The organism is Faecalibacterium sp. I3-3-33 (genome assembly GCF_023347295.1).
Taxonomy (GTDB): domain Bacteria; phylum Bacillota; class Clostridia; order Oscillospirales; family Ruminococcaceae; genus Faecalibacterium.
On record NZ_CP094469.1, the window covers coordinates 862678 to 887808 of the forward strand.

At 44.4% G+C, this 25131-nt stretch carries 29 protein-coding genes and 2 pseudogenes; 25 read left to right on the top strand and 6 right to left on the bottom strand.

Translation table 11 applies throughout. The features are described 5' to 3' along the window. Window positions 1-95: 95 nt before the first annotated feature. The 19 genes from MTP39_RS04080 (at window position 96) to MTP39_RS04175 (ending at window position 15263) form a co-directional block, all read left to right on the top strand. Window positions 96-2036 (top strand): recombinase family protein, encoded by a 1941-nt coding sequence (locus MTP39_RS04080; RefSeq protein WP_249241546.1) that lies wholly within the window; start codon window positions 96-98, stop codon window positions 2034-2036. Continuing rightward, complete coding sequence (locus MTP39_RS04085) at window positions 2033-2422, top strand: TnpV protein (protein ID WP_249241547.1); 390 nt, start codon at window positions 2033-2035, stop codon at window positions 2420-2422. Before MTP39_RS04080 ends, MTP39_RS04085 begins: the two co-directional genes overlap by 4 nt. Window positions 2423-2525: 103 nt before the next feature. Then, complete coding sequence (locus tag MTP39_RS04090; RefSeq protein WP_249241548.1) at window positions 2526-2843, top strand: hypothetical protein; 318 nt, start codon at window positions 2526-2528, stop codon at window positions 2841-2843. Then, the gene (locus tag MTP39_RS04095) at window positions 2836-3042 is read left to right on the top strand and encodes a hypothetical protein (protein WP_249242030.1); all 207 of its coding nucleotides are present in this window, start codon (window positions 2836-2838) and stop codon (window positions 3040-3042) included. The genes MTP39_RS04090 and MTP39_RS04095 overlap by 8 nt, the downstream gene beginning before the upstream one ends. 118 nt (window positions 3043-3160) lie before the next feature. Then, window positions 3161-3763: a recombinase family protein gene (locus MTP39_RS04100; protein WP_249241549.1), complete on the top strand. Its 603-nt coding sequence runs from the start codon at window positions 3161-3163 to the stop codon at window positions 3761-3763. A gap of 254 nt (window positions 3764-4017) precedes the next feature. Beyond that, on the top strand, window positions 4018-4443 hold the full coding sequence (locus tag MTP39_RS04105) for a hypothetical protein (protein WP_129873419.1): 426 nt from the start codon (window positions 4018-4020) through the stop codon (window positions 4441-4443). Window positions 4444-4682: 239 nt separating this feature from the next. After that, complete coding sequence (locus MTP39_RS04110) at window positions 4683-5924, top strand: hypothetical protein (RefSeq protein ID WP_249241550.1); 1242 nt, start codon at window positions 4683-4685, stop codon at window positions 5922-5924. 34 nt (window positions 5925-5958) lie between these two features. Beyond that, entirely contained in the window at window positions 5959-6696 is a 738-nt protein-coding gene (erm(B), locus tag MTP39_RS04115; protein WP_002292226.1) for a 23S rRNA (adenine(2058)-N(6))-methyltransferase Erm(B), read from the top strand. Window positions 6697-6841: 145 nt separating this feature from the next. Further along, window positions 6842-7120 carry a topoisomerase C-terminal repeat-containing protein gene (locus MTP39_RS14045; protein ID WP_074118312.1) on the top strand — a complete coding sequence of 93 codons (279 nt, stop codon included), beginning with the start codon at window positions 6842-6844 and terminating at the stop codon, window positions 7118-7120. Window positions 7121-7275: 155 nt separating this feature from the next. Beyond that, window positions 7276-7485 (top strand): peptide-binding protein, encoded by a 210-nt coding sequence (locus tag MTP39_RS04130; RefSeq protein WP_000527317.1) that lies wholly within the window; start codon window positions 7276-7278, stop codon window positions 7483-7485. Window positions 7486-7501: 16 nt separating this feature from the next. Continuing rightward, window positions 7502-7774: an antitoxin gene (locus MTP39_RS04135; protein WP_000301765.1), complete on the top strand. Its 273-nt coding sequence runs from the start codon at window positions 7502-7504 to the stop codon at window positions 7772-7774. A 1-nt stretch (window position 7775) separates the two neighbouring features. Then, the gene (locus tag MTP39_RS04140; protein ID WP_007857419.1) at window positions 7776-8642 is read left to right on the top strand and encodes a methyltransferase domain-containing protein; all 867 of its coding nucleotides are present in this window, start codon (window positions 7776-7778) and stop codon (window positions 8640-8642) included. Window positions 8643-8686: 44 nt separating this feature from the next. Then, a complete protein-coding gene (locus MTP39_RS04145) occupies window positions 8687-8878 on the top strand; it encodes an aspartate/glutamate racemase family protein (protein WP_370751961.1) in 192 nt (63 codons plus the stop codon). Between the two features lie 156 nt (window positions 8879-9034). Then, window positions 9035-9901, top strand: coding sequence for an aminoglycoside 6-adenylyltransferase AadE (locus MTP39_RS04150; RefSeq protein ID WP_001255868.1), 867 nt, complete (start codon window positions 9035-9037; stop codon window positions 9899-9901). A 666-nt stretch (window positions 9902-10567) separates the two neighbouring features. Further along, on the top strand, window positions 10568-11854 hold the full coding sequence (locus tag MTP39_RS04155; RefSeq protein ID WP_249241551.1) for an ATP-binding protein: 1287 nt from the start codon (window positions 10568-10570) through the stop codon (window positions 11852-11854). Between the two features lie 9 nt (window positions 11855-11863). Further along, the gene (locus MTP39_RS04160; protein ID WP_055192367.1) at window positions 11864-12352 is read left to right on the top strand and encodes a hypothetical protein; all 489 of its coding nucleotides are present in this window, start codon (window positions 11864-11866) and stop codon (window positions 12350-12352) included. 17 nt (window positions 12353-12369) lie between these two features. Further along, window positions 12370-14154 (top strand): hypothetical protein, encoded by a 1785-nt coding sequence (locus tag MTP39_RS04165; RefSeq protein WP_156061943.1) that lies wholly within the window; start codon window positions 12370-12372, stop codon window positions 14152-14154. A gap of 11 nt (window positions 14155-14165) precedes the next feature. Continuing rightward, window positions 14166-14840 carry a tetratricopeptide repeat protein gene (locus MTP39_RS04170; RefSeq protein WP_117950304.1) on the top strand — a complete coding sequence of 225 codons (675 nt, stop codon included), beginning with the start codon at window positions 14166-14168 and terminating at the stop codon, window positions 14838-14840. A 105-nt stretch (window positions 14841-14945) separates the two neighbouring features. Beyond that, on the top strand, window positions 14946-15263 hold the full coding sequence (locus tag MTP39_RS04175) for a DUF3847 domain-containing protein (protein ID WP_425292989.1): 318 nt from the start codon (window positions 14946-14948) through the stop codon (window positions 15261-15263). 213 nt (window positions 15264-15476) lie between these two features. On the opposite strand, the gene MTP39_RS04180 is transcribed toward MTP39_RS04175, so the two are convergent. Beyond that, on the bottom strand, window positions 15477-16289 hold the full coding sequence (locus MTP39_RS04180) for a PD-(D/E)XK nuclease family transposase (RefSeq protein ID WP_249241552.1): 813 nt from the start codon (window positions 16287-16289) through the stop codon (window positions 15477-15479). 100 nt (window positions 16290-16389) lie between these two features. On the opposite strand from MTP39_RS04180, the gene mobQ reads away from it, so the two are divergent. From mobQ to MTP39_RS04200, 4 genes and pseudogenes are all read left to right on the top strand, one after another. Continuing rightward, window positions 16390-17967, top strand: coding sequence for a MobQ family relaxase (gene mobQ, locus MTP39_RS04185; RefSeq protein WP_442899420.1), 1578 nt, complete (start codon window positions 16390-16392; stop codon window positions 17965-17967). Between the two features lie 14 nt (window positions 17968-17981). Continuing rightward, on the top strand, window positions 17982-18155 hold the full coding sequence (locus MTP39_RS04190) for a hypothetical protein (RefSeq protein ID WP_143405707.1): 174 nt from the start codon (window positions 17982-17984) through the stop codon (window positions 18153-18155). Window positions 18156-18197: 42 nt separating this feature from the next. Continuing rightward, window positions 18198-19208, top strand: a pseudogene (locus MTP39_RS04195) (VirD4-like conjugal transfer protein, CD1115 family); the annotation flags it as partial. A gap of 98 nt (window positions 19209-19306) precedes the next feature. Further along, window positions 19307-19555, top strand: coding sequence for a DUF6061 family protein (locus tag MTP39_RS04200; RefSeq protein WP_249241554.1), 249 nt, complete (start codon window positions 19307-19309; stop codon window positions 19553-19555). Window positions 19556-19630: 75 nt separating this feature from the next. Here MTP39_RS04200 and MTP39_RS04205 read toward each other — a convergent pair whose 3' ends face one another. Together MTP39_RS04205 and MTP39_RS04210 are read right to left on the bottom strand one after the other, a co-directional pair. Then, window positions 19631-20170 carry a hypothetical protein gene (locus MTP39_RS04205; protein ID WP_249241555.1) on the bottom strand — a complete coding sequence of 180 codons (540 nt, stop codon included), beginning with the start codon at window positions 20168-20170 and terminating at the stop codon, window positions 19631-19633. Beyond that, window positions 20167-20445: a hypothetical protein gene (locus MTP39_RS04210; RefSeq protein ID WP_243114938.1), complete on the bottom strand. Its 279-nt coding sequence runs from the start codon at window positions 20443-20445 to the stop codon at window positions 20167-20169. The genes MTP39_RS04205 and MTP39_RS04210 overlap by 4 nt, the downstream gene beginning before the upstream one ends. Window positions 20446-20700: 255 nt before the next feature. Between MTP39_RS04210 and MTP39_RS04215 the strand changes: the two are divergent. After that, window positions 20701-21036: pseudogene (locus MTP39_RS04215) on the top strand (toprim domain-containing protein); the annotation flags it as partial. 88 nt (window positions 21037-21124) lie between these two features. After that, window positions 21125-21406 (top strand): DUF6061 family protein, encoded by a 282-nt coding sequence (locus tag MTP39_RS04220; RefSeq protein WP_249241557.1) that lies wholly within the window; start codon window positions 21125-21127, stop codon window positions 21404-21406. Window positions 21407-21496: 90 nt separating this feature from the next. On the opposite strand, the gene MTP39_RS04225 is transcribed toward MTP39_RS04220, so the two are convergent. The 3 genes from MTP39_RS04225 to MTP39_RS04235 are packed head-to-tail and all read right to left on the bottom strand — an operon-like array spanning window position 21497 to window position 25048. Then, on the bottom strand, window positions 21497-21874 hold the full coding sequence (locus MTP39_RS04225) for a hypothetical protein (RefSeq protein WP_249241558.1): 378 nt from the start codon (window positions 21872-21874) through the stop codon (window positions 21497-21499). Continuing rightward, on the bottom strand, window positions 21846-22556 hold the full coding sequence (locus tag MTP39_RS04230; protein ID WP_249241559.1) for an ABC transporter ATP-binding protein: 711 nt from the start codon (window positions 22554-22556) through the stop codon (window positions 21846-21848). The genes MTP39_RS04225 and MTP39_RS04230 overlap by 29 nt, the downstream gene beginning before the upstream one ends. After that, the gene (locus MTP39_RS04235; RefSeq protein ID WP_249241560.1) at window positions 22553-25048 is read right to left on the bottom strand and encodes an FtsX-like permease family protein; all 2496 of its coding nucleotides are present in this window, start codon (window positions 25046-25048) and stop codon (window positions 22553-22555) included. Before MTP39_RS04235 ends, MTP39_RS04230 begins: the two co-directional genes overlap by 4 nt. Window positions 25049-25131 lie beyond the last annotated feature (83 nt).

Here is a 25131-nt window from a genome sequence, read left to right on the forward strand (position 1 = left end):
TCGAGGATAAAGCAAAGATGCGTTTACAAAATCAGAAAAGTATCGTATCTTTGTTACATATCGTATTCCCACTAAAAATAAAAGAAGGTGAAACTATGGCAAAATCCAACCAAGGAAAAATCACGGCACTGTACGAAAGGCTTTCCAGAGATGATGAACTGCAAGGTGAATCCAACAGCATTCTGAATCAGAAAAAGTATCTGGAAGACTACGCTCGTAAAAACGGCTTTAACAACATCCAGCATTTTACGGACGATGGATACAGCGGAACGAACTTTAACCGTCCCGGTTTTCAGGCTATGATTGCCGAAATCGAAGCCGGGCACATTGCAACTGTCATTGTAAAGGACATGAGCCGCTTCGGACGCAATTATCTGGAAGTTGGATTTTACACAGAAATTCAGTTTCCTTCAAAGAGTGTTCGGTTCATCGCTATCAACAATAATGTTGACAGTGCCAATCCCACGGACAATGACTTTACCCCTTTCCTGAATATCATGAACGAGTGGTACGCTAAGGACACAAGCAATAAAATCCGTGCCGTTTTCAAATCGCGGATGCAGGATGGCAAACGGTGCAGCGGCAGTATTCCTTACGGTTATAAGCGGGTTCCCGGTGACAAGCAAACCCTTCACGTAGATGAGGAAGCAGCTTCCGTTGTCCGCAGGATCTTCGATATGGCAGCCAGCGGTGCCAGTCTTGCACAAATTGGCCAGACTCTTTCGGATGAAAAAGTGCTGATTCCGTCTGCATACGAAGAACGGCATCATCCCGAAGCTGCCCGAAACCATTCGTACCACGATCCCTATCGGTGGAATACAACAACGCTGACCTATATCCTCGACCGGCAGGAATACCTCGGTCATACAGTGCTATGTAAAAGTATCCGTGAGAACTTCAAACTGAAAAAGCGCCGTGCTGCAACCCCGGAAGAAAGGATCGTATTCAAAAACACTCATGAGGCTATCATCGACCAAGAAACATGGGATCAAGCACAGCGTCTGCGCAAGAGGAATCCGAAAAAACTTCCGAGCGGAACATACTCGCACCGGTTAGCCGGAATTGTATTCTGCGCTGACTGTGGCTCCCGAATGAGCTTTTCCAGCCCTGAATCCAAACATCGGGATTCTGATGTGGTGTATGATTCGGATTCTTCATGGCAGTGCAGCAAATACCGTAATATGTACGTTTCCTGCACATCCCATTTTATCAAGACCTCAACCATTGAAGCCGCTATTCTCAATGCAATCAAAGCGATGACAAAAGAAATTATTGAAAATGAGGATGAATTTGCCGAGCAGCTTCAGGCTGCATGGGAAAACCAAAACACACAGGTATCTTCCGAGAGTAAAAAAGAACTGCATTCAGTTCAAAAAAGAATAGACGAGTTGGACGCTTTGATTCGGAGCCTATATGAAAACAGCATCTTAGGAAAAATCCCAGAACGACAGTATCAGCGGTTGATGGCGCAATATGATGAGGAACAAACTGTCTGCGAAGCTCGCATTGCCGAGTTGAAGAAAGAACTGGACGTCGTTGAAACAACGAAAGTTGATCTGAAACGCTTTATCAAACTGATTCGGAAATACAAGGACTGTGAAACGCTGACAGATGAAATGCTGTACGAACTGGTAGAAAAAGTGGTGATTCATTCCGCATCTGGCGGACGGACGATCTACCGTCAGCAGCAAATCGACATCTACTTCAATTTTATCGGTGATACGTTCCCTAGTCAAATTGAGATTAGTCGCGGCGACAAGAAAAATCTTACAGAACAGCAACTTGCCAAGCGTAAGAAATATCAGAAAACTGCCGGGGAAAACCGCAAAAAGAAACGTGCTGCTCTGCGTGAAGCTGCTAAAACTGATCCACAGGCGGCAGCAGAGTATGAAGCCCTCTTGCAGAAAGGCCGTGAACGATGCCGCAAGTATGCCCAAAATAAAAAGCTGGCTCAACAGGAGCCTGCTGATACAGTCCCCATTCAATTTGAACCGTCTTTTGAAACGCCTGAAGAAATGAAAGGAGAATCCGCATGAACGAACTTGAAAAATCCATCCATGACAATGCCAACGGTCTGGACTACACCCTTGTCAATGACCACTATCTGCCGAATCTGACCGCAGCAGCCCCGGCAGAGCAGCACCCCACCGGGCGGTGGGGCCGCTTACATAAAATGTATCTGAAGGAGCAGCATCCCATCCAGTATAATCAACTGCTCCTGTCCGGTGAGTTGGGCGGCTATCTTGCCAAGCTGGACAAGCAGGCCGAGGAACAGCTTGCATTGACCGTCCGGCAGATGCAGGAAGCCGAGGGCGTGACCGAAGCCTTGAAAGCTGCCGATCAACTGGAATGGGTGCGCCGGATGAACAGCATCCGCAACCGTGCCGAAGAGATCATCAAGACTGAGCTGATTTTTGTCTGATACAATATCGCATCTCTGACCGCCCTGCACAACGCACGGCGGTCTTTTGGCTACATCGGGTCTGCACAGGGCAGACCCTTTTTTAATACGGAGGTACAAGCCTATGAAACTGACGTTTGAAGAAAAGAAGCTGCTCTACACCTATGGCTGCGCCGATCTGGAGTTGACCCGCAAGCGGCTGTGCGGAGTTGCCGGGTTGACGGTTGATCCCGACCAGAACAAGCTGGTGCTTGACTTCTGCCGGAAGCTGGAGGACGAAACGCTGGCAGACTGGTACGACCAGATGTTCTACTTCGTCCGCTCCGAGATGGAGCATTATACCATGATGCAGAAAATGTCACGGGACATTGAGGAGGACGAGGACTGGGGGCCGACCATCTTTGACGAATACGAGGAGGAAGAACTGATTGACGATGTTTAAGTTGGAAACCATGATCTACGCCAGCGAGGACGGAACAAGCAGCGTGTTTACGCTGAATCCCGCCTTGCAGAAGCAGCTTGATGCTCTTGCCACACAGCACCTGGAGGTGTGCCAAAGGAAGGCAAGGGATGAAGCTGGCGGGATAACGTATCAGGTCAGGGGCGCTGCGCTGGCTATCCAGCCTGTGCGGGCATCCTGAAAGCGATAACCAATCTGCTATGGTAGAATAAAGAGCAACGGGCAAAGCGTCAGGAGGGATGCTTTGCCCGTTTTATATAGAACGATGAAAATCACTTTTAGCAGAAAGGGGCGATTTATTGGGAAATTTATATGGCTATATCCGGGTCAGCACCCGTGACCAGAACGAGGACCGGCAGTTGATTGCACTGCGTGAACTGAAGATCCCGGAGAAAAACATTTTTATGGACAAGCAGTCCGGCAAGGACTTCAACCGTCCGCAATACAAGCGGCTGGTGCGGAAATTGAAAAAAGACGATCTACTCTACATCAAGAGCATCGACCGTCTTGGACGCAACTATGCGGAAATTTTAGAGCAGTGGCGGCTGCTCACCCAGACAAAGGGCATCGACATTGTGGTGTTGGATATGCCGCTGCTGGACACCCGGCGCGGCAAAGACCTGATGGGCACTTTCCTGAGTGACATCGTGCTGCAGGTGCTCTCCTTTGTGGCGGAGAACGAGCGCACTAACATCCGGCAGCGGCAGGCAGAGGGCATTGCAGCGGCAAAGGCTCGCGGTGTGAAGTTTGGCCGACCGCCCCGGCCGCTTCCAGACAACTTCTATGAGGTGCATAAAGCATGGAGAGATAAGAAATTGACCCTTAAAGAAGCTGCGGAAATCTGCGATTTACCCGTAGGTACGTTCTATGGGAAATCTATCCAATTTGAAAAGTCCACCTAAGCAAACTCCTTGCAAAATTTTGAAAGGTGTACTTTTCAAAATTTTGCAAAGCTCACTCTTTATAAGGCATTATGCCACAAATCTCGCTTTAATTCAAGAGAAATTGGAAGTTTCAACGAAAATATATCATCGTTTTAAAAAGTACACCTTTTAAATTCAAAGAACACTTCGAAGCAACCGCTAACCCAAAAGTGAGTATGCTATTTTCAGCTATAATATTAAGTTCCACTACTGTAATTATAGGGTGTCTTGTCGTGTTAATTACCGAATCTTTGTACAACTTGCTCTACAACCTTCCATCCGCTCCACCTGAAATGGGTGGCTTGCTTGGGCAATCAAAAAACACAATTAATACCATTTTTGTCGATTCAGGAAAAATATCTTTTAGGAAATCTTGCCAGTATGTTCCCAATGAATTGCTTTTGAATCAAACAATATCGGACTGGGACGCTCAAGGAATTATTTTTAAAGGAATATTTCACACCCATAAAGAGGGGCACGGATGTCAATGCTTGTCATCTGCGGATATTGTCTATATTCGATCAATTATGAATGCTTATGTGAAAAAGTTGTATTTTCCGATTGTTATTCCTCATACTGGAGTTTTCCCTTATCTCGCAGTTTATGATCAATTATCCGGACTTTCTATTACGCCCGAAGAATTGAATCTGACACTTTAATACAATAAAAAGGAGAAAAACATTATGGACAAAAACAATATAACCTCTGTGAAAATTCCTGCGGGTGCCTTTTGCGGACACAACTGTTCTGACGGATGTATCTATTGGAACCCTTATGACCGTGATAGTAATGGCCGCCAGTACTGTTCGCATTATGATACTTACTACTATCCGAGAGAGCGCCAAGGATGTCTTAGTTATGAAGACTAATTGCTTCGATTGCACGGAGGGCGTACCCCATGATGTGGCATTTCTATGAGATTCCGTACATTCCCGATTTAGAGCTAGTTAAATATCAATCTCTTGGTGAACAAGGTATAGATGGTATTCTTGAGCGACATAATCGTTTTTTACGTCAATGGCAAAGGAATACTGTTCTAATCCATACAACCCTACATTTTTTCCTTAGCTATACTCATGAACGTCCAAAAGGGAGTCGTCTGCAAATTTTCTTGGCATTTTCTTCCGATCAGACTGTAAACTTTGAATCAATAGATGCGCTTATGCAAGCAAGTCCTTTAGCTGACTACTATAAGATTGCTCCTATTGAAGATGTTCCTGTTTGCTTGCGGAAATCATTTACAAATATTCTTCTAGTCAAAAAACAAGAACAAACACGTCTTTCCACAGGAGATACGCTATTTACAGTCGAAGGCTGGAAATCCAATCCCAAGTCACGTCTTTATGAAATGGAAAAAACCGCAGAGGCTCTTAATGAGGATATGGTTTATCATATTTCAATCTATGGAAGTGACACCTATAAAACTGCACAGCAGGCCTTACAAAAGCCTGTCGCAATTCTACGTGAGAAAGCATTGGGCCGTAGTGGGCAAATCACCCTCGCCGATAACAAAAATCGTCCGCGAGATGTCTCAGCCGAAGAAACCCTACGGATATACGAAGAGTTTTTATCAGATGTTGCCAAATCGCCTTGTTTTTTTGCCAACATTTTACTTTACGCAAACCAAAAAAGTAGTGCGCATTTTTTGATGGATGCTGTCTGCGGAGAAGCTATCAAAGAAGGAACTTGTGAAATTCAGGAAATTCCCAGTACGGCCACACCGTTGGAATTGCAGGAAGTAAATCAGCCTTACTGCAATCTTCTACCACCCTCTTTAGCATTCTGGCCAACCGCTTATACACTTGATGAACTTTCTTCTTTCTTTCGGCTTCCAATACTATTTGATGGCGAGAATATCGAAATAAAGAAGGAAACTGCTCCGAAGTTGGAGCAAACTGGCATTTACCTTGGACAAACCAACAATGGGTTGAGCGCTTTTATCGATGCATCATCCTTCAAAAAACACGCTTTCATATGTGGTGTTCCCGGCTCTGGTAAAACTAACACCATGCTGCATCTCGCTAATAGCCTATGGCATCATAAAAAGCTAATCAAGGATGATACCGATAATTTGTCGGTCACTTTTAAAGAAGAAAGTGATCCTATTCCTTTTTTGGTTTTGGAACCCGCCAAATTATGATGCTAAAAATTTGTAATTAAGAAGGAGTGATTACATGAACAAAAATATAAAATATTCTCAAAACTTTTTAACGAGTGAAAAAGTACTCAACCAAATAATAAAACAATTGAATTTAAAAGAAACCGATACCGTTTACGAAATTGGAACAGGTAAAGGGCATTTAACGACGAAACTGGCTAAAATAAGTAAACAGGTAACGTCTATTGAATTAGACAGTCATCTATTCAACTTATCGTCAGAAAAATTAAAACTGAATACTCGTGTCACTTTAATTCACCAAGATATTCTACAGTTTCAATTCCCTAACAAACAGAGGTATAAAATTGTTGGGAGTATTCCTTACCATTTAAGCACACAAATTATTAAAAAAGTGGTTTTTGAAAGCCATGCGTCTGACATCTATCTGATTGTTGAAGAAGGATTCTACAAGCGTACCTTGGATATTCACCGAACACTAGGGTTGCTCTTGCACACTCAAGTCTCGATTCAGCAATTGCTTAAGCTGCCAGCGGAATGCTTTCATCCTAAACCAAAAGTAAACAGTGTCTTAATAAAACTTACCCGCCATACCACAGATGTTCCAGATAAATATTGGAAGCTATATACGTACTTTGTTTCAAAATGGGTCAATCGAGAATATCGTCAACTGTTTACTAAAAATCAGTTTCATCAAGCAATGAAACACGCCAAAGTAAACAATTTAAGTACCGTTACTTATGAGCAAGTATTGTCTATTTTTAATAGTTATCTATTATTTAACGGGAGGAAATAATTCTATGAGTCGCTTTTGTAAATTTGGAAAGTTACACGTTACTAAAGGGAATGTAGATAAATTATTAGGTATACTACTGACAGCTTCCAAGGAGCTAAAGAGGTCCCTAGCGCCTACGGGGAATTTGTATCGATAAGGGGTACAAATTCCCACTAAGCGCTCGGGACCCCTTGTAGGAAAATGTCCTAAGTGTGGCAACAATATTGTATTAAAAAAATCGTTTTATGGTTGTTCAAATTATCCTGAATGTACCTTCACTTTAGCTGAACATTTTAGAAAGAAAAAACTCACCAAAACAAATGTAAAAGAATTACTAGAGGGAAAAGAAACCCTGGTAAAAGGAATCAAAACGAAAGATAGAAAGTCCTACAATGCCGTTGTAAAAATCGGAGAAAAGGGATATATTGATTTTATCTATGTATGAGAACGTATTTTTTGAAATGCTTGAGCGAATCATTCAATTAGAAAACGAAAAAGAATAGAATCACAAATCACAAGTGATTAATCACAAATCACTTGTGATTTGTGATTGTTGATGATAAAATAAGAGTAAGAAGAAATAGAAAGAAGTGAGTGGTTGTGGGAAATTTAGGCGCACAAAAAGCAAAACGAAATGATACACCAATCAGTGCAAAAAAAGATATTATGGGGGATAAGACGGTTCGTGTTCGTGCTGACTTGCACCATATTATAAAAATCGAAACAGCAAAGAATGGCGGAAACGTAAAAGAAGTTATGGATAAAGCCTTAGAAGAATATATTCGGAAATATTTACCTGACAAACTTTAAAAGGAGTGAAAATGAAATGGCAGTTACTTATGAAAAAACATTTGAAATAGAGATCATTAACGAATTATCGGCAAGCGTTTATAATCGAGTATTAAACTATGTTTTGAATCATGAATTAAATAAAAATGACTCTCAATTATTGGAAGTCAATTTATTAAACCAATTAAAGCTTGCAAAACGTGTAAATCTTTTTGATTATTCTTTAGAAGAATTACAAGCCGTTCATGAGTATTGGCGGTCAATGAATCGCTATTCAAAACAAGTTTTGAATAAAGAGAAAGTGGCTTAATATGGCAAATATAGTCAATTTTACTGACAAACAATTTGAAAATCGCTTAAATGATAATTTAGAAGAATTGGTTCAAGGAAAAAAAGCGGTTGAATCGCCAACCGCTTTTTTACTTGGTGGGCAACCAGGGTCAGGGAAAACGAGTTTGCGATCAGCAATTCTTGAAGAAACACAAGGGAATGTTATTGTCATTGATAAAGAGGGGTTAAAAGCTGCTGGTGAATGGCATCAATTAAAACCTTTGTTTCCTTCGTTAGAAGGAAAATCTGTTCTTGACTTGGGGTGCGGATATGGCTGGCACTGCAAGTTCGCAGAAGAACAAGGAGCTACAAAAATATTAGGGATTGATTTAAGTAAGAAAATGATTGAGGAAGCCCAAAAGCGCAATTCAGGAAATCAAATTGAATATCGTATTAGCGGATTAGAGGAATATGACTATCCAGAAAATGAATGGGATTGTGTTATATCTAATTTAGCTCTGCACTATATAGAGGACATAGTGGAAATATTTCAAAAAGTGTATAGGACATTAAAACCAGGTGGAATTTTTCTTTTTAATATCGAACACCCTGTTTTTACCGCAGGAGTTGGGCAGGATTGGATTTATACAGATGATGGGAAACCGCAATATTGGGCGATTGATAATTACTTTATAACAGGAGAACGAAATACACATTTTTTAGGATGTGATGTAGTAAAACAACATCACACACTTACACAGATTATAATGGGATTGCTGAACAATGGGTTTGAGCTTAAAGTTGTAGAGGAAGCAGAACCGCCTAAAGAGATGATGGATATTCCGGGTATGGAAGATGAACTTCGCCGCCCGATGATGTTACTTGTAAAGGCGATAGCGAAAAAATAATATCTCTATTAGGAAAACTGATATACCCCAATTTAGAGAATGGCATAGTAATTCCTAGTGATAAAGAGAAAATGATTGCACTGGCAAATAAATACATTGAAAAAGAAAATGTAGATGCACTCATTCTCGCCTGTACGGAGCTGCCACTTGCCATAAAGCCCGAAGATGTTAATGTGCCAATCGTGAATACAACCCAAGTACATATCAATGCAATTTACCAATATGCAATTCGATAAAAATAGCAAAGCCAGCCGAGCCAGTCAACGGTCAAGATGAACGGCGCATTTCATGCGCCGCCGTTGACAGCCCCGCCCGTCTTTGCTAAAGGGTAATCAAGGCGGGAAAGCCCTAAAATGGCTTCACACCTATTTCAATAATTGGAGGAGATAAAAATGAGATCAGAAAAGGAAGTTTATGATATTGTTTTGAATTTTGCAAAAACAGACAAACGCATTCGCATGGTTACTTTGGAAGGATCTAGAACAAATACAAATATTCCGCCTGATGATTTTCAGGATTTTGATATTACTTTTTTTGTTACGGATATGGACAGCTTCACAAGTGATGATAAATGGCTAGATATATTTGGTGAAAGGTTGATTCTGCAAAAGCCGGAAGATATGGAATTATTTCCAGCTGTAGAAAAGGGATTTTCATATTTAATGCTGTTTACTGATGATGTTAAGATAGATTTAACTTTGCTGCCGCTGGAACTGATAGACGAGTATTTTACATGGGATAAACTGGTAAAGTTACTGTTGGATAAAGACAACCGTATCGTAAAGCCGCCAATACCAACGGATATAGACTACCACTTGCAGAAGCCTACTCAAAGAATGTTTGACGATTGCTGTAATGAATTTTGGAATACTACAACATATGTAGTAAAGGGCTTATGCCGCAAAGAAATTCTTTTTGCTATTGACCATATGAATGATATAGTACGAAAAGAATTGCTTCGCATGATTTCCTGGCTGATTGGTATCAAACAGGGATTTCATTTCAGTTTGGGAAAAAACTATAAATTTATGAAGCAATATGTCCCAGAGGAATTGTGGGAACGACTTATGTCCACTTATAATATGGATTCCTATCCCCATATGTGGGAATCCTTTGAACAATGTATGGCATTGTTCCGGGAGGTTTCGTCAGAAGTGGCATGCCAGTTGGATTACCAGTATCCACTATATGATGAAAAAATCAGTAATTATGTGATTCGGCAAAAGAAAAAATATGGCATTGAAGATGATAACAAATAAAATTTTTTCAATCGAAAAAATTTATTTTGATTATTCAATTTTGAAAAACTGAATACCTCAAAATCAGAAAGAGCGCGGACAAGCACTTTGAGGGATTGGCCGCCTTGTCCACCCATCCAGCGGGGCGGCGGGCGGCGGTCAAGGCCGGGTGTAACCCCGTTCATTTCAGCCTTGACGGTTGCCCGCTGTCCTGCTACTTTTCCGGGAGTGTGGCCACAACTTCGGGACACTTTGTCCACAAGTCGGAGCGTAGGACGAGGGACGGGGGCTTTCATATACCTGCCGCCGTTCTCTGAAAACAGGCCGATTTTTTGCTCATTCCCATTCGCAAAAATTCAGCCTGTTTTCCTGCCGGAGCAAACGGGGCGCAAGAAGCACCGCACCCCGTTTCCCCCGTCAGCCACGCCAGCAGGTATAACACACTACACTTTGCAAGCAAAGTCGTGTGCCAAAGGGGGCACCCCTTTGGAAACCCCGGACAACAAAACAGGCGGTATGCTGCCCTCTCCGGGAGCATACCGCCGTTTGTTGTCAGCAGCCCGTTTCACGGTCTGCGTGTAGTTCCTTGTAAACTGACCTAAGCGTGAATATCGAGAACTTTCTAGGTATGATATTCCAGAGTTAATTATTCTTTCTCCTTCAGCTAGTACAAAATTTCCTATGAGGTTGAATCCCTTCGAATTCCCGAAAGGACTCACACTTTCAGAACATATCTCTAAACTGTGTCAGGTTTTTGAGGGTGCTTTTCCGATTGCTCCACCAGCTCCTTTTATATTGGATAAAGCTATCGAAGGTATTTATCGAGCACATGGTTGGAATACCAATGATATTAACACCGGGGAAAAAGAATATCCGACCATGTCGGAATTATATGATCGCTTTCAAAAAGAACTTAGCCAAACAACTTATGACAGCGAAATTCAAGGTAATATTCAATCTGTTCTGGAAATGCGTATTGGCAGTCTCCTACGTCGGGAAATGAAGGACATTTTTGATGTAAAACACTCTACATTCTCTCCAGAGGAATGGCTAAAGCACCCTGTCATTGTAGAACTCGAATCGTTAGGAGAAGGTCCTGCCAACTTTGTTACGTTGTTATTATGTACCCTCATTCGAGAAACTTTGAAAGCCTCTCCTCGTGCAGATGAAGAAAAGGTTGTCCGGCATATCATTTTTATCGAAGAAGCCCATAACCTTATCGCTCCTGAAGCACAAGTAGCATCTGGTCAAGATTCAAATCCTAAAATTGCCGCTACAGCATATATCGTTAAAATGTTAGCAGAGGTTCGTGCTTTACGCGAAGGTATTATCATCGCAGACCAGCTTCCTACTGCTATGGCACCTGAAGTTATTAAAAATACTAATATCAAGCTGATTCATAGACTTACCTCTATAGATGATCGACAACTGATTGGCAGCACAATGTCTGCTAGTGGCATTCAACTAGAACATGTTGCAGTTTATCGTCCGGGTGAGGCCCTAATGTCTTATGAAGGACTTCAGCGACCATTTGAACTCAGAATTCAAGAGCAAAAAGGTCATGGTTCTGAAACGCCCAATGACGACGAACTATATGATATTATGCTTCACAAGCCAGCATTTTTTCAGTTGGCGCAAAAAGAAGAAAATCTAAAGCTAGAAACTCTAAAAGAAAATGTTAAATCACTAAAGAAAAAGGAGGTTGAAGCTCTTTGTGCACTCTCCGAATATGACTCATCCGTACATACATCCACTCAAATCACAGATTTCTATTGGCACATGGAAAATATTTACACCTCGATTGTAATACTTCGTTCACAATACCGAAGAGACTGTCAGGCGATAAATGAACTTTTCATTTCAGCCGAAAGAAAAGCGATGTTGGATGAATTGATTCGCAGTATAGGAGAACCTCTCCAACAAAAAATCAAAAATAACGTTGTTTTTCTTGATTCGAATGGCCAATTAGAATGAGGTATTATTATGGCTGAAAATTTTAGTATTGAGCATTCCAGAACGAAAATCACTGAGGTAAAGAAAACTATTGAAGATAAAAAACAAAAGCTGGACGAGTTAAAGCAACAAAAAAAGAGTCTTATGGATGCCGGGCTTGCGTTGGATTCTTCAAATTTAGATTCAGCTGTTCAAGCTACCCTTATGGAAAGCATTAACGATTCTCTGCGTGATGTTGAGAACAAAGCTTATGACGTTTCGAAGGATGCAAATCAGAATCTACAGAGCCTTGAACAAATCCGGCAAAATGTTGACGATGAAATCACAGATAGTCAAAAGGCGAAGAAGAAACTCGACCAAACCAAGAAGCTGTTAGACACATTAGGTGTTGGAAAATCATTGGAGAAAGGAGTAAACAAGCTGGATGACCACTTACAGGAAGCAACCGGCTTAAAAGGTGAAGTCATTTCAGCTATGCAGGATTTGGAAAAAGTCTACCGTCAGTTAGATCAAATTTAAAATGGGAGGAATTATTTATGGGCTTACTCGGATCTCTTTTTTCGGCAGCCGCCGATATCGCAAAGGAAACTATCACAGAAACAATGAATCAAAATGAAACCGAAAAATTCATTAAGATAATGATGGAGCGCGATGCTCAAAACGCTGAAGCAAATGAAAAACTCTATCAAGACTGGCTCACGCATGAAAGAAGCAACTATTTTGCGGCTAAAAAGAATACTATCATTCATGATGCCTTTGATGTTCTGATGGATTCTTTTGAGGATACCGGAAAATTTGATTTTTCTGCTGTGGATAGTTTGAGCGATGAACTGAAGAACAGCGATAGCTATAAGCAGGAGGCAGCTGATGTTGTTAATCTATGCTGCGAAGCTCTAGTTAAACTGCATCAAAAGTGTTGTATTTCCATTCGATTTGTTATGCAGACAATTCACAATTTACAGCGCTTCGCCGATATTGTCCCTAGCATTCGAGGCTTGGATCGTCATTATGATGCTTTCTTCCCTGTTGACAATGCCGATTGCAGTTTTTTGACAGATTTCGACAGCATTGCGGAAGGATTAGAAGCTGCCAAAAATGATTCTGATAATTATCTCGCTATGGTTGGAAGCAACAGTCCGTTGTCAAGGCTTGCAGCTTTGAAAGATATTTTGAAATCGGAAGACTATGTTGCTGCTGTTTCCAATTTACTTTTTGCCGATCAAGAGGTTGCTCCTTATGCAGGTATGAAAAAAATGATTCTCTGTCTCTCTATGGAGGAAACAGACGAAGCTACCGCTCTTCTTTTGGATACATATTGTACGGTTATTATGAATTATTTACGGCTTTCAACAGCTAAAGAAAAAGTCGGAAAAGATAATCCTTTTATTTCTGCATCAACAGAGCAAATCCTGCCAATCGATCTTTTGATTGCTCAATCTATTAAATCTTCGAAATCTGGTAGCCCGCAGGAAGTTGATACCAATCTCGATGAGTTCCTTGAATATTATCCTCTGATTTGTACATCTAGCTGGGAAGATCAGCTTTTCATACTTCAGAAAGTTTTTGCTTACCTCAAAATGTATTCTCAGGAGAGAAAGGTTCTTGAATTTTTAGTCAAAAACAATATTCCTCGTACTGAGCAAATTGATCGTCGGTTAAACTTTTTGAAAAATCTTAATCAAAATGACATTAGTAATGCGGCCAACAGCATAGAGGAATTTAGCATTCAGACAAGTGATAATGAAATTGCATATGATTATCGATTTATTTCTTGGACAGTTTCGGAAATAAACTCCTATATGAACCTTTTAACTAGCGAGGACAAAACACTCGATCTTCCTATGGTTGTTGCTGAATGGAACAAGAAAATTCCTCAAAAAAATATTCGCTGGAGTACAGATGCTATGCAAGTTTACCTTGATAAGTATCTCCATGAAAATTTTGGTGATCTGTATACAACCAAAATTAAAAACTGCGGTGCAGTACTCTCAAATGAAGTAGAGTACGAGCCTTCCGTCTATATTGAAGCAACCGACAGCGCTAAATATCCGTGGCTTTCGTTTGTTGTTACTGGTGAACAGCTTACCATGACACAAGTTTCCTTCGCTATTTATGCGTTGTATCTGCCTACGAAAGACTCCCAATGCACTCAGGCGGTTGATACAATCGAACAGAATCAGAAATACCAAAATCGACTGATTACTTTAAAACAAGCTCAGAATCCTAAAATCAAGAATTATATTGAGTCCATCAATGAAATTCTGATTTCTGGTCTTGAAGCATGGCTAAATAACAACAATACTTCTAGCATGTATGATTAAGGAGAAAAAGTATGGAAGACATCAATACCTTAACTCAAAAAGCCAATTCAGGTGACGCTGTTGCCATGCGTAAGCTGGGTTATGAATACCTGATTGGAAAAAACATTCAAAAAGACGAAAAAAAGGCATTTCAACTTTTCCGTGCAGCTGTTTGGGAAGGCGATTTGAATGCGACAATATACTGTGGCTATTGCTGTAAAACTGGTGCCGGTCTTGAAAAGCCTAACATCGTCGCAGCCGCACGATACTACGAGTATGGTGCACGTGCAGGAGTTGCCGCAGCGCAATATGAACTTGCCAGAATCTATATTGATAAAGAGATGGGGGATGCTTGCTTTATTGGCGGTGCTAATCCGTATATTGGTTGTGAGCGTTGGCTAAAAAAGGCGGCTGAACAAAACTATATCTATGCAGAAGAACTCCTTGCAGATAAATACTATGAAGGTGCCTATATTGTTAAGGATGTCAAAGCTGCAATTTACTGGTACGAAAAAGCTGCAAATCAGGGTAGTGTCTATGCAATGTATCAAGCAGGCTACGTCTACTACACTGTGCCAATTGACTATAATAAAGCTGGACAGTGGTTCTCTCTTGCAGCGGAAAAAGGCAATAAGGATGCTGAAGATGTATTGCGCAACCATCTAAGGTACAACCGTTTTACTAAGAAATGGGATGCTATTCGCTAATCGTATAAATCTTTTTATATAGCTCAAGAACCAGCGTATCTGTGAGATTCCAAAGCTCATAGATGCGCTGCTCCTTTTTTAAATCATTAGAGGAGCGTGATGCCATTGACCCAACCAAAAAACAGCCTATCCTACCTCCGCAGCGAAAAATCCAAAGCCGAACAAAAGCTGCGCTCTTGTCAGCACCGGGAGAAAATCCTTGAACGTCAGATGTCAAAGCTGAACCGGAGAGAGCGTGTGCATCGCCTTTGCACTCGTGCCGGAATGCTGGAAAGCTTTTTGGTCTGTCCGGGAGAACTGACCGACGATCAGGTGATGGAGCTTCTGAAGATCTCGTTCCGTCAGCCGGAAGTCGTACTGGCTCTTGCAAAGATGGTGCATGATGTTCACGAACGCAGCAACGTCCAAAACCCTTTAGAATAAAGGGCGCAATTATACACCGTTCCGGTGAAATTGCGGTCTTGCAGACGGCTCGATGAAATCGAAGCTGGCGTTTGTGCGCCAGCCCGATTCCATCCCAAGGAAAACTGCATTTTCCTTGCGCTGCTTTGCAGCTATCCTTTTGCCCGCTACCATATAACACGCATGAAAAAGCCGATTGGAAACAGCAACATTTCCAATCGGCTTATCTTTTTGTTAGGCAGATTTCTTTTCAGCTAATGCTCGGACTTCTTCAATTGGAAGTTCGCTGTACTTTGCAACTTTTTCATAAGGCATACCATCTGCCAACATTGCCAATGCGTGCTTGATCGATGTTTCATGCTCGGTTTCATCCCGCATTTTTTCCATAGCTCTGCACATAGCTGCCACTCCCTTCGTATCTTCTTTGAAATAACGAACTCTCTGTGCCAAAATGGAATAATTCATATCCTTCGAGTTGGTACAGAAAAAGTCATGCATCAGTTTTCCCAATGCCGTTTCGTCTTTGATTTGTGAGTTTACATAAACGATGTGCGCCTGATCGTTGAAAAACGTTCCCGTTTCCCGAACGGTACGGTCAACATGATAAATGGGAAGGCCGGCCTTTAATACGTCATTCTCGGTGATAAAAATAACGTATGTTTCGTTCAGCGCATCGTAATCATCGCCCGCATCCGTCAGGTTTGCATCCAGCAGGCTGCTGTTGTACCGTGCGCGCTTTTCACTCGCACCACGGTCACTGCGCTGTACCTCAATATTATATGCACGGCTTTCCCGATCTACCGCCAAAATATCCAGACGAACGGAGCGGCCTTGCAGATTTTTAATGCTGTACTGGCCATGAACCTCTTTGACGGTCAAGTCATCCCGTTTCAAGATGATCTGCAAAAGGAACTCAGCACAGGCACGTTCTTCAAACACCGCAGCCATGAAATCATCATCAATCAGACGTAAGCCACGCAACCGCTGCAAATCTTCTTCGTGTTTCCGTTCAAAATCCAATTCTTGTTGTGATTTTCTTTCCGACATCGGTTCACCAACTTTCTGCTTGCTTATTCAAGCTAATAATACCATAAGTTCGTGATTTTTACAAGTGAACGATTCAAATGTTATCGAGGGGGTGATGCCTATTCCGTGTCCGCATTTCAAAATCACCATCGTCAAGCGCAGCCAAGGTCAGTCCGCTGTTGCCGGGGCCGCTTACCAGAGCGGCGAACGGCTGTTTAGTGAGTACGACCAGAAAACGAAATTTTACAACAAGAAGAAAGAACTTGTCCACGCCGAGATCATGCTGCCGTCCCATGCGCCGCCCGGATATGCAGACCGGGCAACCCTCTGGAATTCCGTAGAAGCCGTGGAAAACCAGTGGAACTCCCAGCTTGCCAGGCGCATCGTGCTGGCGTTTCCGGTGGAAGTCCCGAAGGAGCAGTATCTCTCCATGATAAAGGGATTTTGTCAGGAGCAGTTTGTTTCCAAAGGGATGATCGCTGACTTTGCCATCCACGACAAGGGAGATGGCAACCCACACGCCCACATTCTGCTGACACTCCGGGCAATGGACGAACACGGCAAGTGGCTCCCGAAAGCCCGAAAGGTGTACGACCTTGACGAAAACGGTGAGCGCATTCAGCTTCCTTCCGGCAACTGGAAGTGCCACAAGGAAAACACGGTGGACTGGAACGACCAGAAGTACGCCGAGGTCTGGCGGCATAGCTGGGAAACCATCACCAACCGCTATCTGGAAGCTGTTGGCAGACCGGAACGTGTTGACCTGCGGTCCTTTGAGCGGCAGGGCATCCAGCAGATACCGACCGTGCATCTCGGTCCCGCCGCACACCAGATGGAAAAGCGTGGAGTGGAAACCTTTCTCGGCAATTTGAACCGGGATATTCGTGCTGCCAACAGCCTGATGCAGTCCATTCGCAGCACCATCCGTGGACTGCAACGCTGGATCGCAGACCTGACCGAAAAGAAGCAGCTTCTTCTGGACGCTCTGGAAAAGGCAAAGGAACCCACGCTTTCTGATTTGCTGGTGGACTACTTCAACCTCCGCAACGAGCAGCGCAGCGAATGGTCTGGCAAGGCAAAACTGAAATGCACCGTCCGGGACTTTGAGGAAGTTAAACGGGCTGTGGACTATCTGAAAGCCCATTCTCTGAACACCATCGAGGATTTGGACACTGCAATTTCTAACCTGAATCAGACCACCGCCCCTCTCCGCAGGCAGTTGAAGCGGAACGAAAACCGTATGCGGGCAATCGCCCAGATCAAGGACGCTGCTGCCGTCCATGCCAAGCTGAAGCCCATCCACGACACCTTTATAAAGAAGAACTTCAAGCTGACCAAGGACGCTTATGCTGCCCAGCACAAGGAGGAGTTGGACACCTTCAACAAAGCTGTCCGCACCTTGATGAAGCTGAACGGCAGCACATCGGTGGATTTTTCGGCATTGGATGCCGAATTTTCTGCGCTGCAATCCGGCAGCGCAGAGCTGCACACCCAACTGGAAACCTTGCAGCCGGACATCTCTGCCCTGAAAAATATCCGCAAGTATATTGACATGGTGCTGAATAAGCAACAGCTTTCCGCACCGGGCGACAAGACCCCGGAGAAGGAATCGGTACTGAAAAAGCTGAACGATAGCAAGGCAGCACTTGAACAGAAAAAATCACAGACCCAGCCAAAAGAAAGCGAACACACATTGTAAAAGGAGAAGCGCAAATGAGCAAAACTATCACATTGACCGAACATCGCCCCGCTGACGGACTGTTGACCATGCGAGTCAGAAACACAACTTACAACGTCAACATCTTTTTCAATCCGAACTCAAAGAACACATTGGATACTCAAATGCGAAAAATCATTCAAAAAGAAGCGAAAGCTGGTAATTTTTAAATTTGCAGCAGCATCTTGATTTTTTATCTTGACAAAATGCAGCCCAAAGGAAGTCTCATTTACGAGTGCGGACATGCCCTTGCAAAGAAGGGGTACCTCATTAAGACGATGAACACCATCAATTTCCACAAGTCAATGCATTATAATCCCTTCGCTTATATCCACGAAGAAAAGGACATTTTGAAACTGGTTACAACCCTGATGGCCAATACAAAAGGGGAGGGGACCGGAGGCGACCCGTTCTGGGAAAAAAGCGAAAAATTACTCTATACTGCGTTGATTGCGTATCTGCATTACGAGGCACCGGGGGAAGAACAAAACTTTGCAACGCTGCTGCAGCTGCTCAATGCCATGGAAGTCCGAGAGGACGATGAAGAGTATCAGAATCCCGTGGATTTGTTGTTTGAAGAACTCAGTAAGCGGAAACCGAACTCCTTTGCCGTGCGGCAATACCGTCTTTTCCAGCTGGCTGCCGGCAAAACGATGAAATCGATCCTTATTTCCTGCGGTGCACGCCTTGCGCCCTTTGATATTCAGGAAATTCGGGATGCCACGATGTACGATGAACTGGAGCTGGACAAGCTTGGCGACCGGAAAACGGCGCTGTTTTTGATCATGAGCGATACGGACAGCACCTTCAATTTTCTGATTTCGATGATTTACACCCAACTGTTCAACCTGCTCTGCGACAAGGCTGATGACCAATATGGCGGTAAACTGCCGGTTCATGTGCGCTGTCTGATTGACGAGTGTGCCAACATCGGGCAGATTCCGCAGTTGGAAAAGCTGGTGGCTACCATCCGCAGCCGTGAGATTTCAGCCTGCCTTGTCTTGCAGACCCGCAGTCAGCTGAAAGCTATCTACAAAGATAATGCGGATACGATTGTGGGCAACATGGACGCGCAAATTTTTCTGGGCGGCAGCGAGCCGACTACCCTGAAAGAACTTTCCGAAGCGCTTGGCAAAGAGACCATCGACAGCTTCAACACATCGGATACCTGCGGTAACTCGCCGTCTTATGGCACATCGTTCCAGAAGCTTGGCCATGATGTGCCATAATTACTTGTGATGAATTCAGTTGCCCTAAATTCACACGAGCAGGGACACGACCAACTGGATTCGAACAACGAATACATACAGGAGGTTTTCGCATGAACAAACTGCTTTCCTGCCGCTACAACATGGACACCAACCGGGTGGAAGCCCAATTTAATGATGGCACTATCCTTTCCATCGACTGTATCGCCGTTGAGGACGAATACAGCAACACCCCTGCGCAGCGAGCAGAACTGGATTGGCTACTATATAATAATCCTTTGGAGTACGCCCAGCTTGTGCTGAGTGGTGAGATTGAGCACTATCTCTCACTTGGTTGCGACCACGGTAGAATGGAAGACTAACCTTTAATTAAAATATCCAAAGCAGCCCTCTACTTGCAGTCGTTGCAAATAGAGGGCTCATGGTTAGTTAGTAGTTCAACCTATTATGGTAACCATCTGAAAATACTGATATTGATATTCGTCTTCTAATACCGCCTGCATTTCTTCCATGTATAACGGGTCTTTCAACAATTTGGGATGAAATGCTCGCTCTCTCCAGAGTCGGACTCCAATTTGGGGAAAAATATATTCCGTTCCCAGTTGCAAGTCCTTTTCGTTGCAAATAACGTTGTCCTTTTTCATTAAGCTATCAACAATACACTCGGCGGTTGTATTAAACATATCCAGCCCGAACAATTTTATTGATGCCACTTTAGACAACTCTCTCTGGATGCCGATTTCAGTAGCTTTTCCGTTCCGATACTGCACCAGAAAGAACGAATCATTATCCATATATCGTCCTGTTATCAAATTAGGATCACCAGTTTCAGTACAACGCTCCATTTGCATTGCTTCATCAGAAGAATTCGACCAATGTTTCTTCATTTCTAGAAGAGCATTTTCTAGTTCATCTGATGTCATGCCTAATTTTAATTGTCCAATTCCAATATGCGGTTCAATAATTATCTCTTTCATAACAAAACCTTATACCAAAAGGTAAACCACACAAATGCAGCAGTTGCACATATCATCAGAACCAGTAGTATCGTACTTGCAAGTTTCTTCTCAATGGAAACTTTCTGATTTTCGCATAGGACAATCTGCTGAAGATTGTGAAATTCGGCTTCGCTGACATTTCCATTTAACGCTTTCCATGTATTGCGGCGTTCTGTAACCAGCAAGAAATCAGATAGCATTTCCATAAAAATGACAGCGAAAAATGCCAAAGAAAGAAACACATACTGCTCCATTGGCTTGCCGTCAAAGTATCTCGGAGTGCTGCCGGTTTCAAGGACTGTACCGCAATGACATAAAGTACGGTACTTTGTTCACAGTTGTTCTCCTTAATCTGCTGGCACCTATACACCGTTATTCCCATCATGTCTAATATATATAGTTCACATTCGTCACTTGCTTACAATTGCCTCTGTTGATTTTTTCATCTATTTACATTTTAGCCGAAGCAGTACATTTTTCAAGTGAATTTTGCGAAAAATCAAGAAGAAATGGGGGAATGCTTATTGTCTTATCAACTTGTGGTCAGCGAGAAACCATCAACGGCACAGGCTTACGCCAAAGTCCTCGGTGCCACCAACCGTCAGGACGGCTACCTTGAGGGCAACGGCTATCTCGTCAGTTGGTGCATCGGGCATCTGGTGGAACTTGCTCCGCCCAACGTGTACGATGAAAAATTCGTCAAGTGGAGCGTGGCCGACCTGCCTATCCTACCGAAAAAGTGGCAGTATCTTGTGTCTGCGTCCACCAAAAAACAGTTTGGCATCCTGCAAAAGCTGATGAACCTCCCGGATGTGGACAATGTGATTTGCGATACGGATGCAGGATAGTGTGGTTGAGTGACTTAAGAGAAAGAAAAAAGAGACCTCATCTCGTTGAAAATTAAATTTTACGATCATTAAAGGAGTAATTCAAATGAAACGAAATCAGAATTCTGACCATAATCCCCCTCAAAAAGTGCTTTCCTGCCGCTACAACATGGACACCAACCGGCTGGAAGCCCAATTTAATGATGGCACTATTCTTTCCATCGACTGTATCGCCGTTGAGGACGAATACGGCAACACCCCTACGCAGCGAGCAGAGCTAGATTGGCTGCTCTACAACAAGCCCTTGGAGTATGCCCAGCTTGTGCTGGGTAGTGAGATTGAGCATTATCTCTCGCTCGGCTGTGACCATGGCAGATTAGAAGATTGACCTTTAATTAAAATATTCCAAACAAACCGTCAGCCCTCTACTTGCAGTCCTCGCAAATAGAGGGCTATAGCTATACTCCAGTATCCTTTATTATACGCCGCTATTCCCACGAGAACTGACGCTCATTGGCGGTGTTGCACTATAAAAAGCTTTGCCGTTTACGGTGCCCTGCGTCATGCCAATTAAATCGATCAGCTGATCCTCAGAATATGCAACCGGACGGTTTTTCAGTTTCTTGGTGCTACACGAATAGGCTCCATCTGTTAAGGTGACTACACCCATCCGTTCCAGACTTGCCAGCATCTTTCCAAGTTCTTTTCGGTCACATTTTATTCCTTTTTCCGAAATAGCTGTTGCAATCTGGGATGCCGACAATGTTTTTTCAGTTAGCAACATGGCCAATGCAAGCTTGGCTCCTTTTAAGTAGTAGGGGACGATTTTATTGCGTATCCAAATTCCCTTTTTCATGTTGCGGTTCTCCTTTTAGGATCTGTCCATCCTCGATCCGAATGATCTGCTGCGCCTTCTGCGCAATTTCCGGGTTATGCGTGACAACGATAAGCGTTTGCCCGAACTCCGCAGCACATTCCATCAGCAGCCGCATCGTATCCTCACCCGTCCGCGTATCCAGATTTCCGGTAGGCTCGTCTGCAAAAACGATGCGGGGCTTTGCAATCAGCGCACGAGCGATCGCCACACGCTGCTGCTGTCCACCGGAAAGCTGTGCGGGGCGGGAATGCAGCTTGCCCGCAATGCCCAAAATCTCAGTCAGCTTGTGAAGCATTTGCTCATTCGGTGCTCTATGATCCAGATAGAACGGAATCAGAATATTATCCCGCACCGTGTACTCCGGGAACAGGCGGAAATCCTGAAAAATAAAGCCGATCTTTTGCCGCCGCACCTGTGCCAGCTGCTCCGCATTCATCGCATAAATGTCCTGACCGTCCAGCAGCACCTTGCCGGTAGTGGGCGGCAGAAGCCCTCCCAGAATTTTCAGGAGCGTGGATTTTCCGCTGCCGCTGGAACCGATGATGGACGCAAATGTACCGTTTTCAAGGGTCAGGTCGCTATTTCTGAGGGCGTGAACCACACTTTCCCCTTCCCCGTAGGTTTTGGAGATCTGCACAGCTTCCAGAATTTTATCTTTCATAAAATGTCCCCCTTGGATGCTTTTTTACGAATAAAAGAGAAGATCGGCAGCAACGCTGCGGACAGCCAGAACACCATCAGCAGAATGCTGACCATGATCTGACTTCCCACGGGTTTATGGAATTCAAACACCCGTCCGCTTGTATGGATACGGATCAGGTCGAGAATGCTCTGGATCGGAACGATGCGCGAGACCGCCGCATAGACAACGATGTTCACAAGCAGCGTTGTCCCAACGATGACCGGGAGCAGCAGCTTTGCATAGGACAGCACCAGTTTTTTCGGGGAAACGCCCAGCGTCAGGAGAAGCGACAGCCGCTGCTGCTGGACTTCATAAGCCGAAAGATTCAAAACCACCAGCAGCGCACACCCCAGAAGGACCCCGAATACAGCAAGGATGCCGACAAGGAAAGCGCTCTGTGTGCCCTCGGTGTAGCTCTGGCTGAGCAGATCGTAGTTGTCTGCGCTCAGAATCCCATTTCTGCGTGTGGCAATGGATGCAATGGAACGCCGCAGCGAGAAGTTATTGTCGGCAGCCAGCTTTACATTCAGGCTGCTGTATCCTTCTTTTTCCATATGGTAGCTTCCTGCGCCTTCAAACATTTTATGATAAAGAGCCGTGCTGACAAAAACCGTGCCATTGTAGAGGATCCGATCTGTTGTCAGCAGTGTGTAATTTCTTGCAGACTTTACGACACCGGCAATGGGCAGCTGGGCGGTGTACGTCCGGTAGACATCGTTCCCGGCTTCATCCTGCCCGGTATAACGCTGGTATTGGATGCTCAACTTGTCTCCGGCTGCGAAAACCGGTTCAACCAACGTTTTGCCATCCGTTTGGAAGCCCTGATAATATTCATCCGCAGCGGGGTCATAATAGTAATCTCCCCACAGGGTCAAAACAGAATCCCCTGCCAGCAGCGTCTCTGTTTCCTCGTCCGAAACGCCGGCATCTGCGGCAATGCGGCGCAGTTCGTCCTCCGGCAAGGCGCAGACGATCGTATTCAGCGTTCCTTTTTTTGCATTTTGCATCAAGTTCGAAATGTCCGTATAGAAACCGTTGCCCTTGACCCAGATATCGGCAAGCATCTGGCTGGACTGGATCTTGTCGGACGTCACGGTATAGATATCGGTCAGATCAATTGCGGCGGAAACCTCTTCCACGCCGGGCAATGCAGCGAGGTCATCCTTTAAAGAAAACGGCATCCCGGAGGTTCCGTTCATCTTGATGGACAGACAGGCATACGGTGCATCCAGATCATACGGCAGCATGACACGCCAGCCGACATACAGACAACTGACGGCAATCAGCAATACCGCGCAGCCGACACCGATCTGCGGTGCAAGCGGCAGCTGTGCCAAGCGGAATTTTTTTGCAGGCTTCTCTTTGGGTCTTGCGGTCTGCGGGCGAACCAGCACCGCAGGCAAAAGTGCGCCCAGCAGTACGGAGAGCAGAAACAACACCGCCAACGGCACAAGAGATGCAGCGGGGACCACTAAGAACGAAAGGTGCTTCTGCAGCCCCAGACCGACTGCCGCAGCACCGCAGCCCAGTGCAAACCCTGCAGCAACTGCTGCAAGCCCGGCAAAAAGCGCCTCCCACAGGCACATGAGCCGGAGATCCCGATTTTTAGCCCCCAGCGTCAGGAAGGTATTGATAGTATGTACACGCTTGTGCAGAACGATCAGGAAATACTGCGCCACCGCAAAAAAGCTGACCAGAATCGCTGCGACCAGTAAAAAGCGCAAAGAAGATGAAACGGTATCCTCCTGCGGGTAGGCATACTCGTTTGCCACTAAAGCAGGGTCGGTCGAAGCGGTCACGGGTGCGGCTGCATTCAGATAATAAAATGTCTGGAACTTTTGCCCGTCTATGGCAAGCGGCTCTGCTACAATGCCGCTGACGGTCAGGTTGCCGTTCAGATTCCAATAAACATCATAGGCAGGCAGAACACCGCACAGGGTATAGGCTTTTTCCATCACTGCGCCGGAGCCTGCCAGCGGGTCGTAATCATTGGCAGCCACCTTCAGCGTGACCGTCTGCCCTACGTCATAGGAGCAGCCCAGCGCATCCAGCAGTGTCGTCGTCATGGCGATCTCATCGGACTGGGTGGGGAAATTACCGCTGATCGGCACGATACGTCCCAGCTGTGTAAAGGTATCGTCTGCCGTTCCGATACCACCCGCCACACCATCGTCTGCACCGAGAACGATTCCGTTTTGGATCACTGTGCTGACCTGTGCGGATGCAGGCAAGGCGCCTTGTACCTGTGCGGCATCCGCAGCAGTATCCGACAAACGCAGGTACTGCCATTCGCCATATAACTCACAGCGGGTGTCCTGCAATACCTGTGCAGAGCTGACGGAGTAGATCACCGCCGCTGTCAGGAACGAGAAAACCAGTGTCAGCAAAAGCAGCAATAGGCTTGTCTGCTTCTTGCGGCCAAGCATCCCATGAAACGCCAGAATGATTGATGGACTTTCTTTGATTTTCATAAGCTGTCCTCCCCTATGTCTTACACGCACCTAGAAAAGGAATTTTTCTATTATAATAACGCTTTTAGAAGAAGTTTGTTACA

Bases quoted from the DNA above. Each gene is read 5' to 3' on its own strand.
- MTP39_RS04220 (WP_249241557.1), top strand. From the start codon at position 21,125: ATGAAACGAAATCAGAATTCTGACCATAATCCCCCTCAAAAAGTGCTT.
- MTP39_RS04090 (WP_249241548.1), top strand. From the start codon at position 2,526: ATGAAACTGACGTTTGAAGAAAAGAAGCTGCTCTACACCTATGGCTGC.
- MTP39_RS04190 (WP_143405707.1), top strand. From the start codon at position 17,982: ATGAGCAAAACTATCACATTGACCGAACATCGCCCCGCTGACGGACTG.
- MTP39_RS04205 (WP_249241555.1), bottom strand. From the start codon at position 20,170: ATGAAAGAGATAATTATTGAACCGCATATTGGAATTGGACAATTAAAA.
- MTP39_RS04165 (WP_156061943.1), top strand. From the start codon at position 12,370: ATGGGCTTACTCGGATCTCTTTTTTCGGCAGCCGCCGATATCGCAAAG.
- MTP39_RS04180 (WP_249241552.1), bottom strand. From the start codon at position 16,289: ATGTCGGAAAGAAAATCACAACAAGAATTGGATTTTGAACGGAAACAC.
- MTP39_RS04235 (WP_249241560.1), bottom strand. From the start codon at position 25,048: ATGAAAATCAAAGAAAGTCCATCAATCATTCTGGCGTTTCATGGGATG.
- MTP39_RS04095 (WP_249242030.1), top strand. From the start codon at position 2,836: ATGTTTAAGTTGGAAACCATGATCTACGCCAGCGAGGACGGAACAAGC.
- MTP39_RS04230 (WP_249241559.1), bottom strand. From the start codon at position 22,556: ATGAAAGATAAAATTCTGGAAGCTGTGCAGATCTCCAAAACCTACGGG.
- MTP39_RS04110 (WP_249241550.1), top strand. From the start codon at position 4,683: ATGATGTGGCATTTCTATGAGATTCCGTACATTCCCGATTTAGAGCTA.
- MTP39_RS04080 (WP_249241546.1), top strand. From the start codon at position 96: ATGGCAAAATCCAACCAAGGAAAAATCACGGCACTGTACGAAAGGCTT.
- MTP39_RS04225 (WP_249241558.1), bottom strand. From the start codon at position 21,874: ATGAAAAAGGGAATTTGGATACGCAATAAAATCGTCCCCTACTACTTA.
- MTP39_RS04150 (WP_001255868.1), top strand. From the start codon at position 9,035: ATGAGATCAGAAAAGGAAGTTTATGATATTGTTTTGAATTTTGCAAAA.
- MTP39_RS04135 (WP_000301765.1), top strand. From the start codon at position 7,502: ATGGCAGTTACTTATGAAAAAACATTTGAAATAGAGATCATTAACGAA.
- MTP39_RS04140 (WP_007857419.1), top strand. From the start codon at position 7,776: ATGGCAAATATAGTCAATTTTACTGACAAACAATTTGAAAATCGCTTA.
- MTP39_RS04170 (WP_117950304.1), top strand. From the start codon at position 14,166: ATGGAAGACATCAATACCTTAACTCAAAAAGCCAATTCAGGTGACGCT.
- MTP39_RS04085 (WP_249241547.1), top strand. From the start codon at position 2,033: ATGAACGAACTTGAAAAATCCATCCATGACAATGCCAACGGTCTGGAC.
- MTP39_RS04160 (WP_055192367.1), top strand. From the start codon at position 11,864: ATGGCTGAAAATTTTAGTATTGAGCATTCCAGAACGAAAATCACTGAG.
- MTP39_RS04200 (WP_249241554.1), top strand. From the start codon at position 19,307: ATGAACAAACTGCTTTCCTGCCGCTACAACATGGACACCAACCGGGTG.
- MTP39_RS04210 (WP_243114938.1), bottom strand. From the start codon at position 20,445: ATGGAGCAGTATGTGTTTCTTTCTTTGGCATTTTTCGCTGTCATTTTT.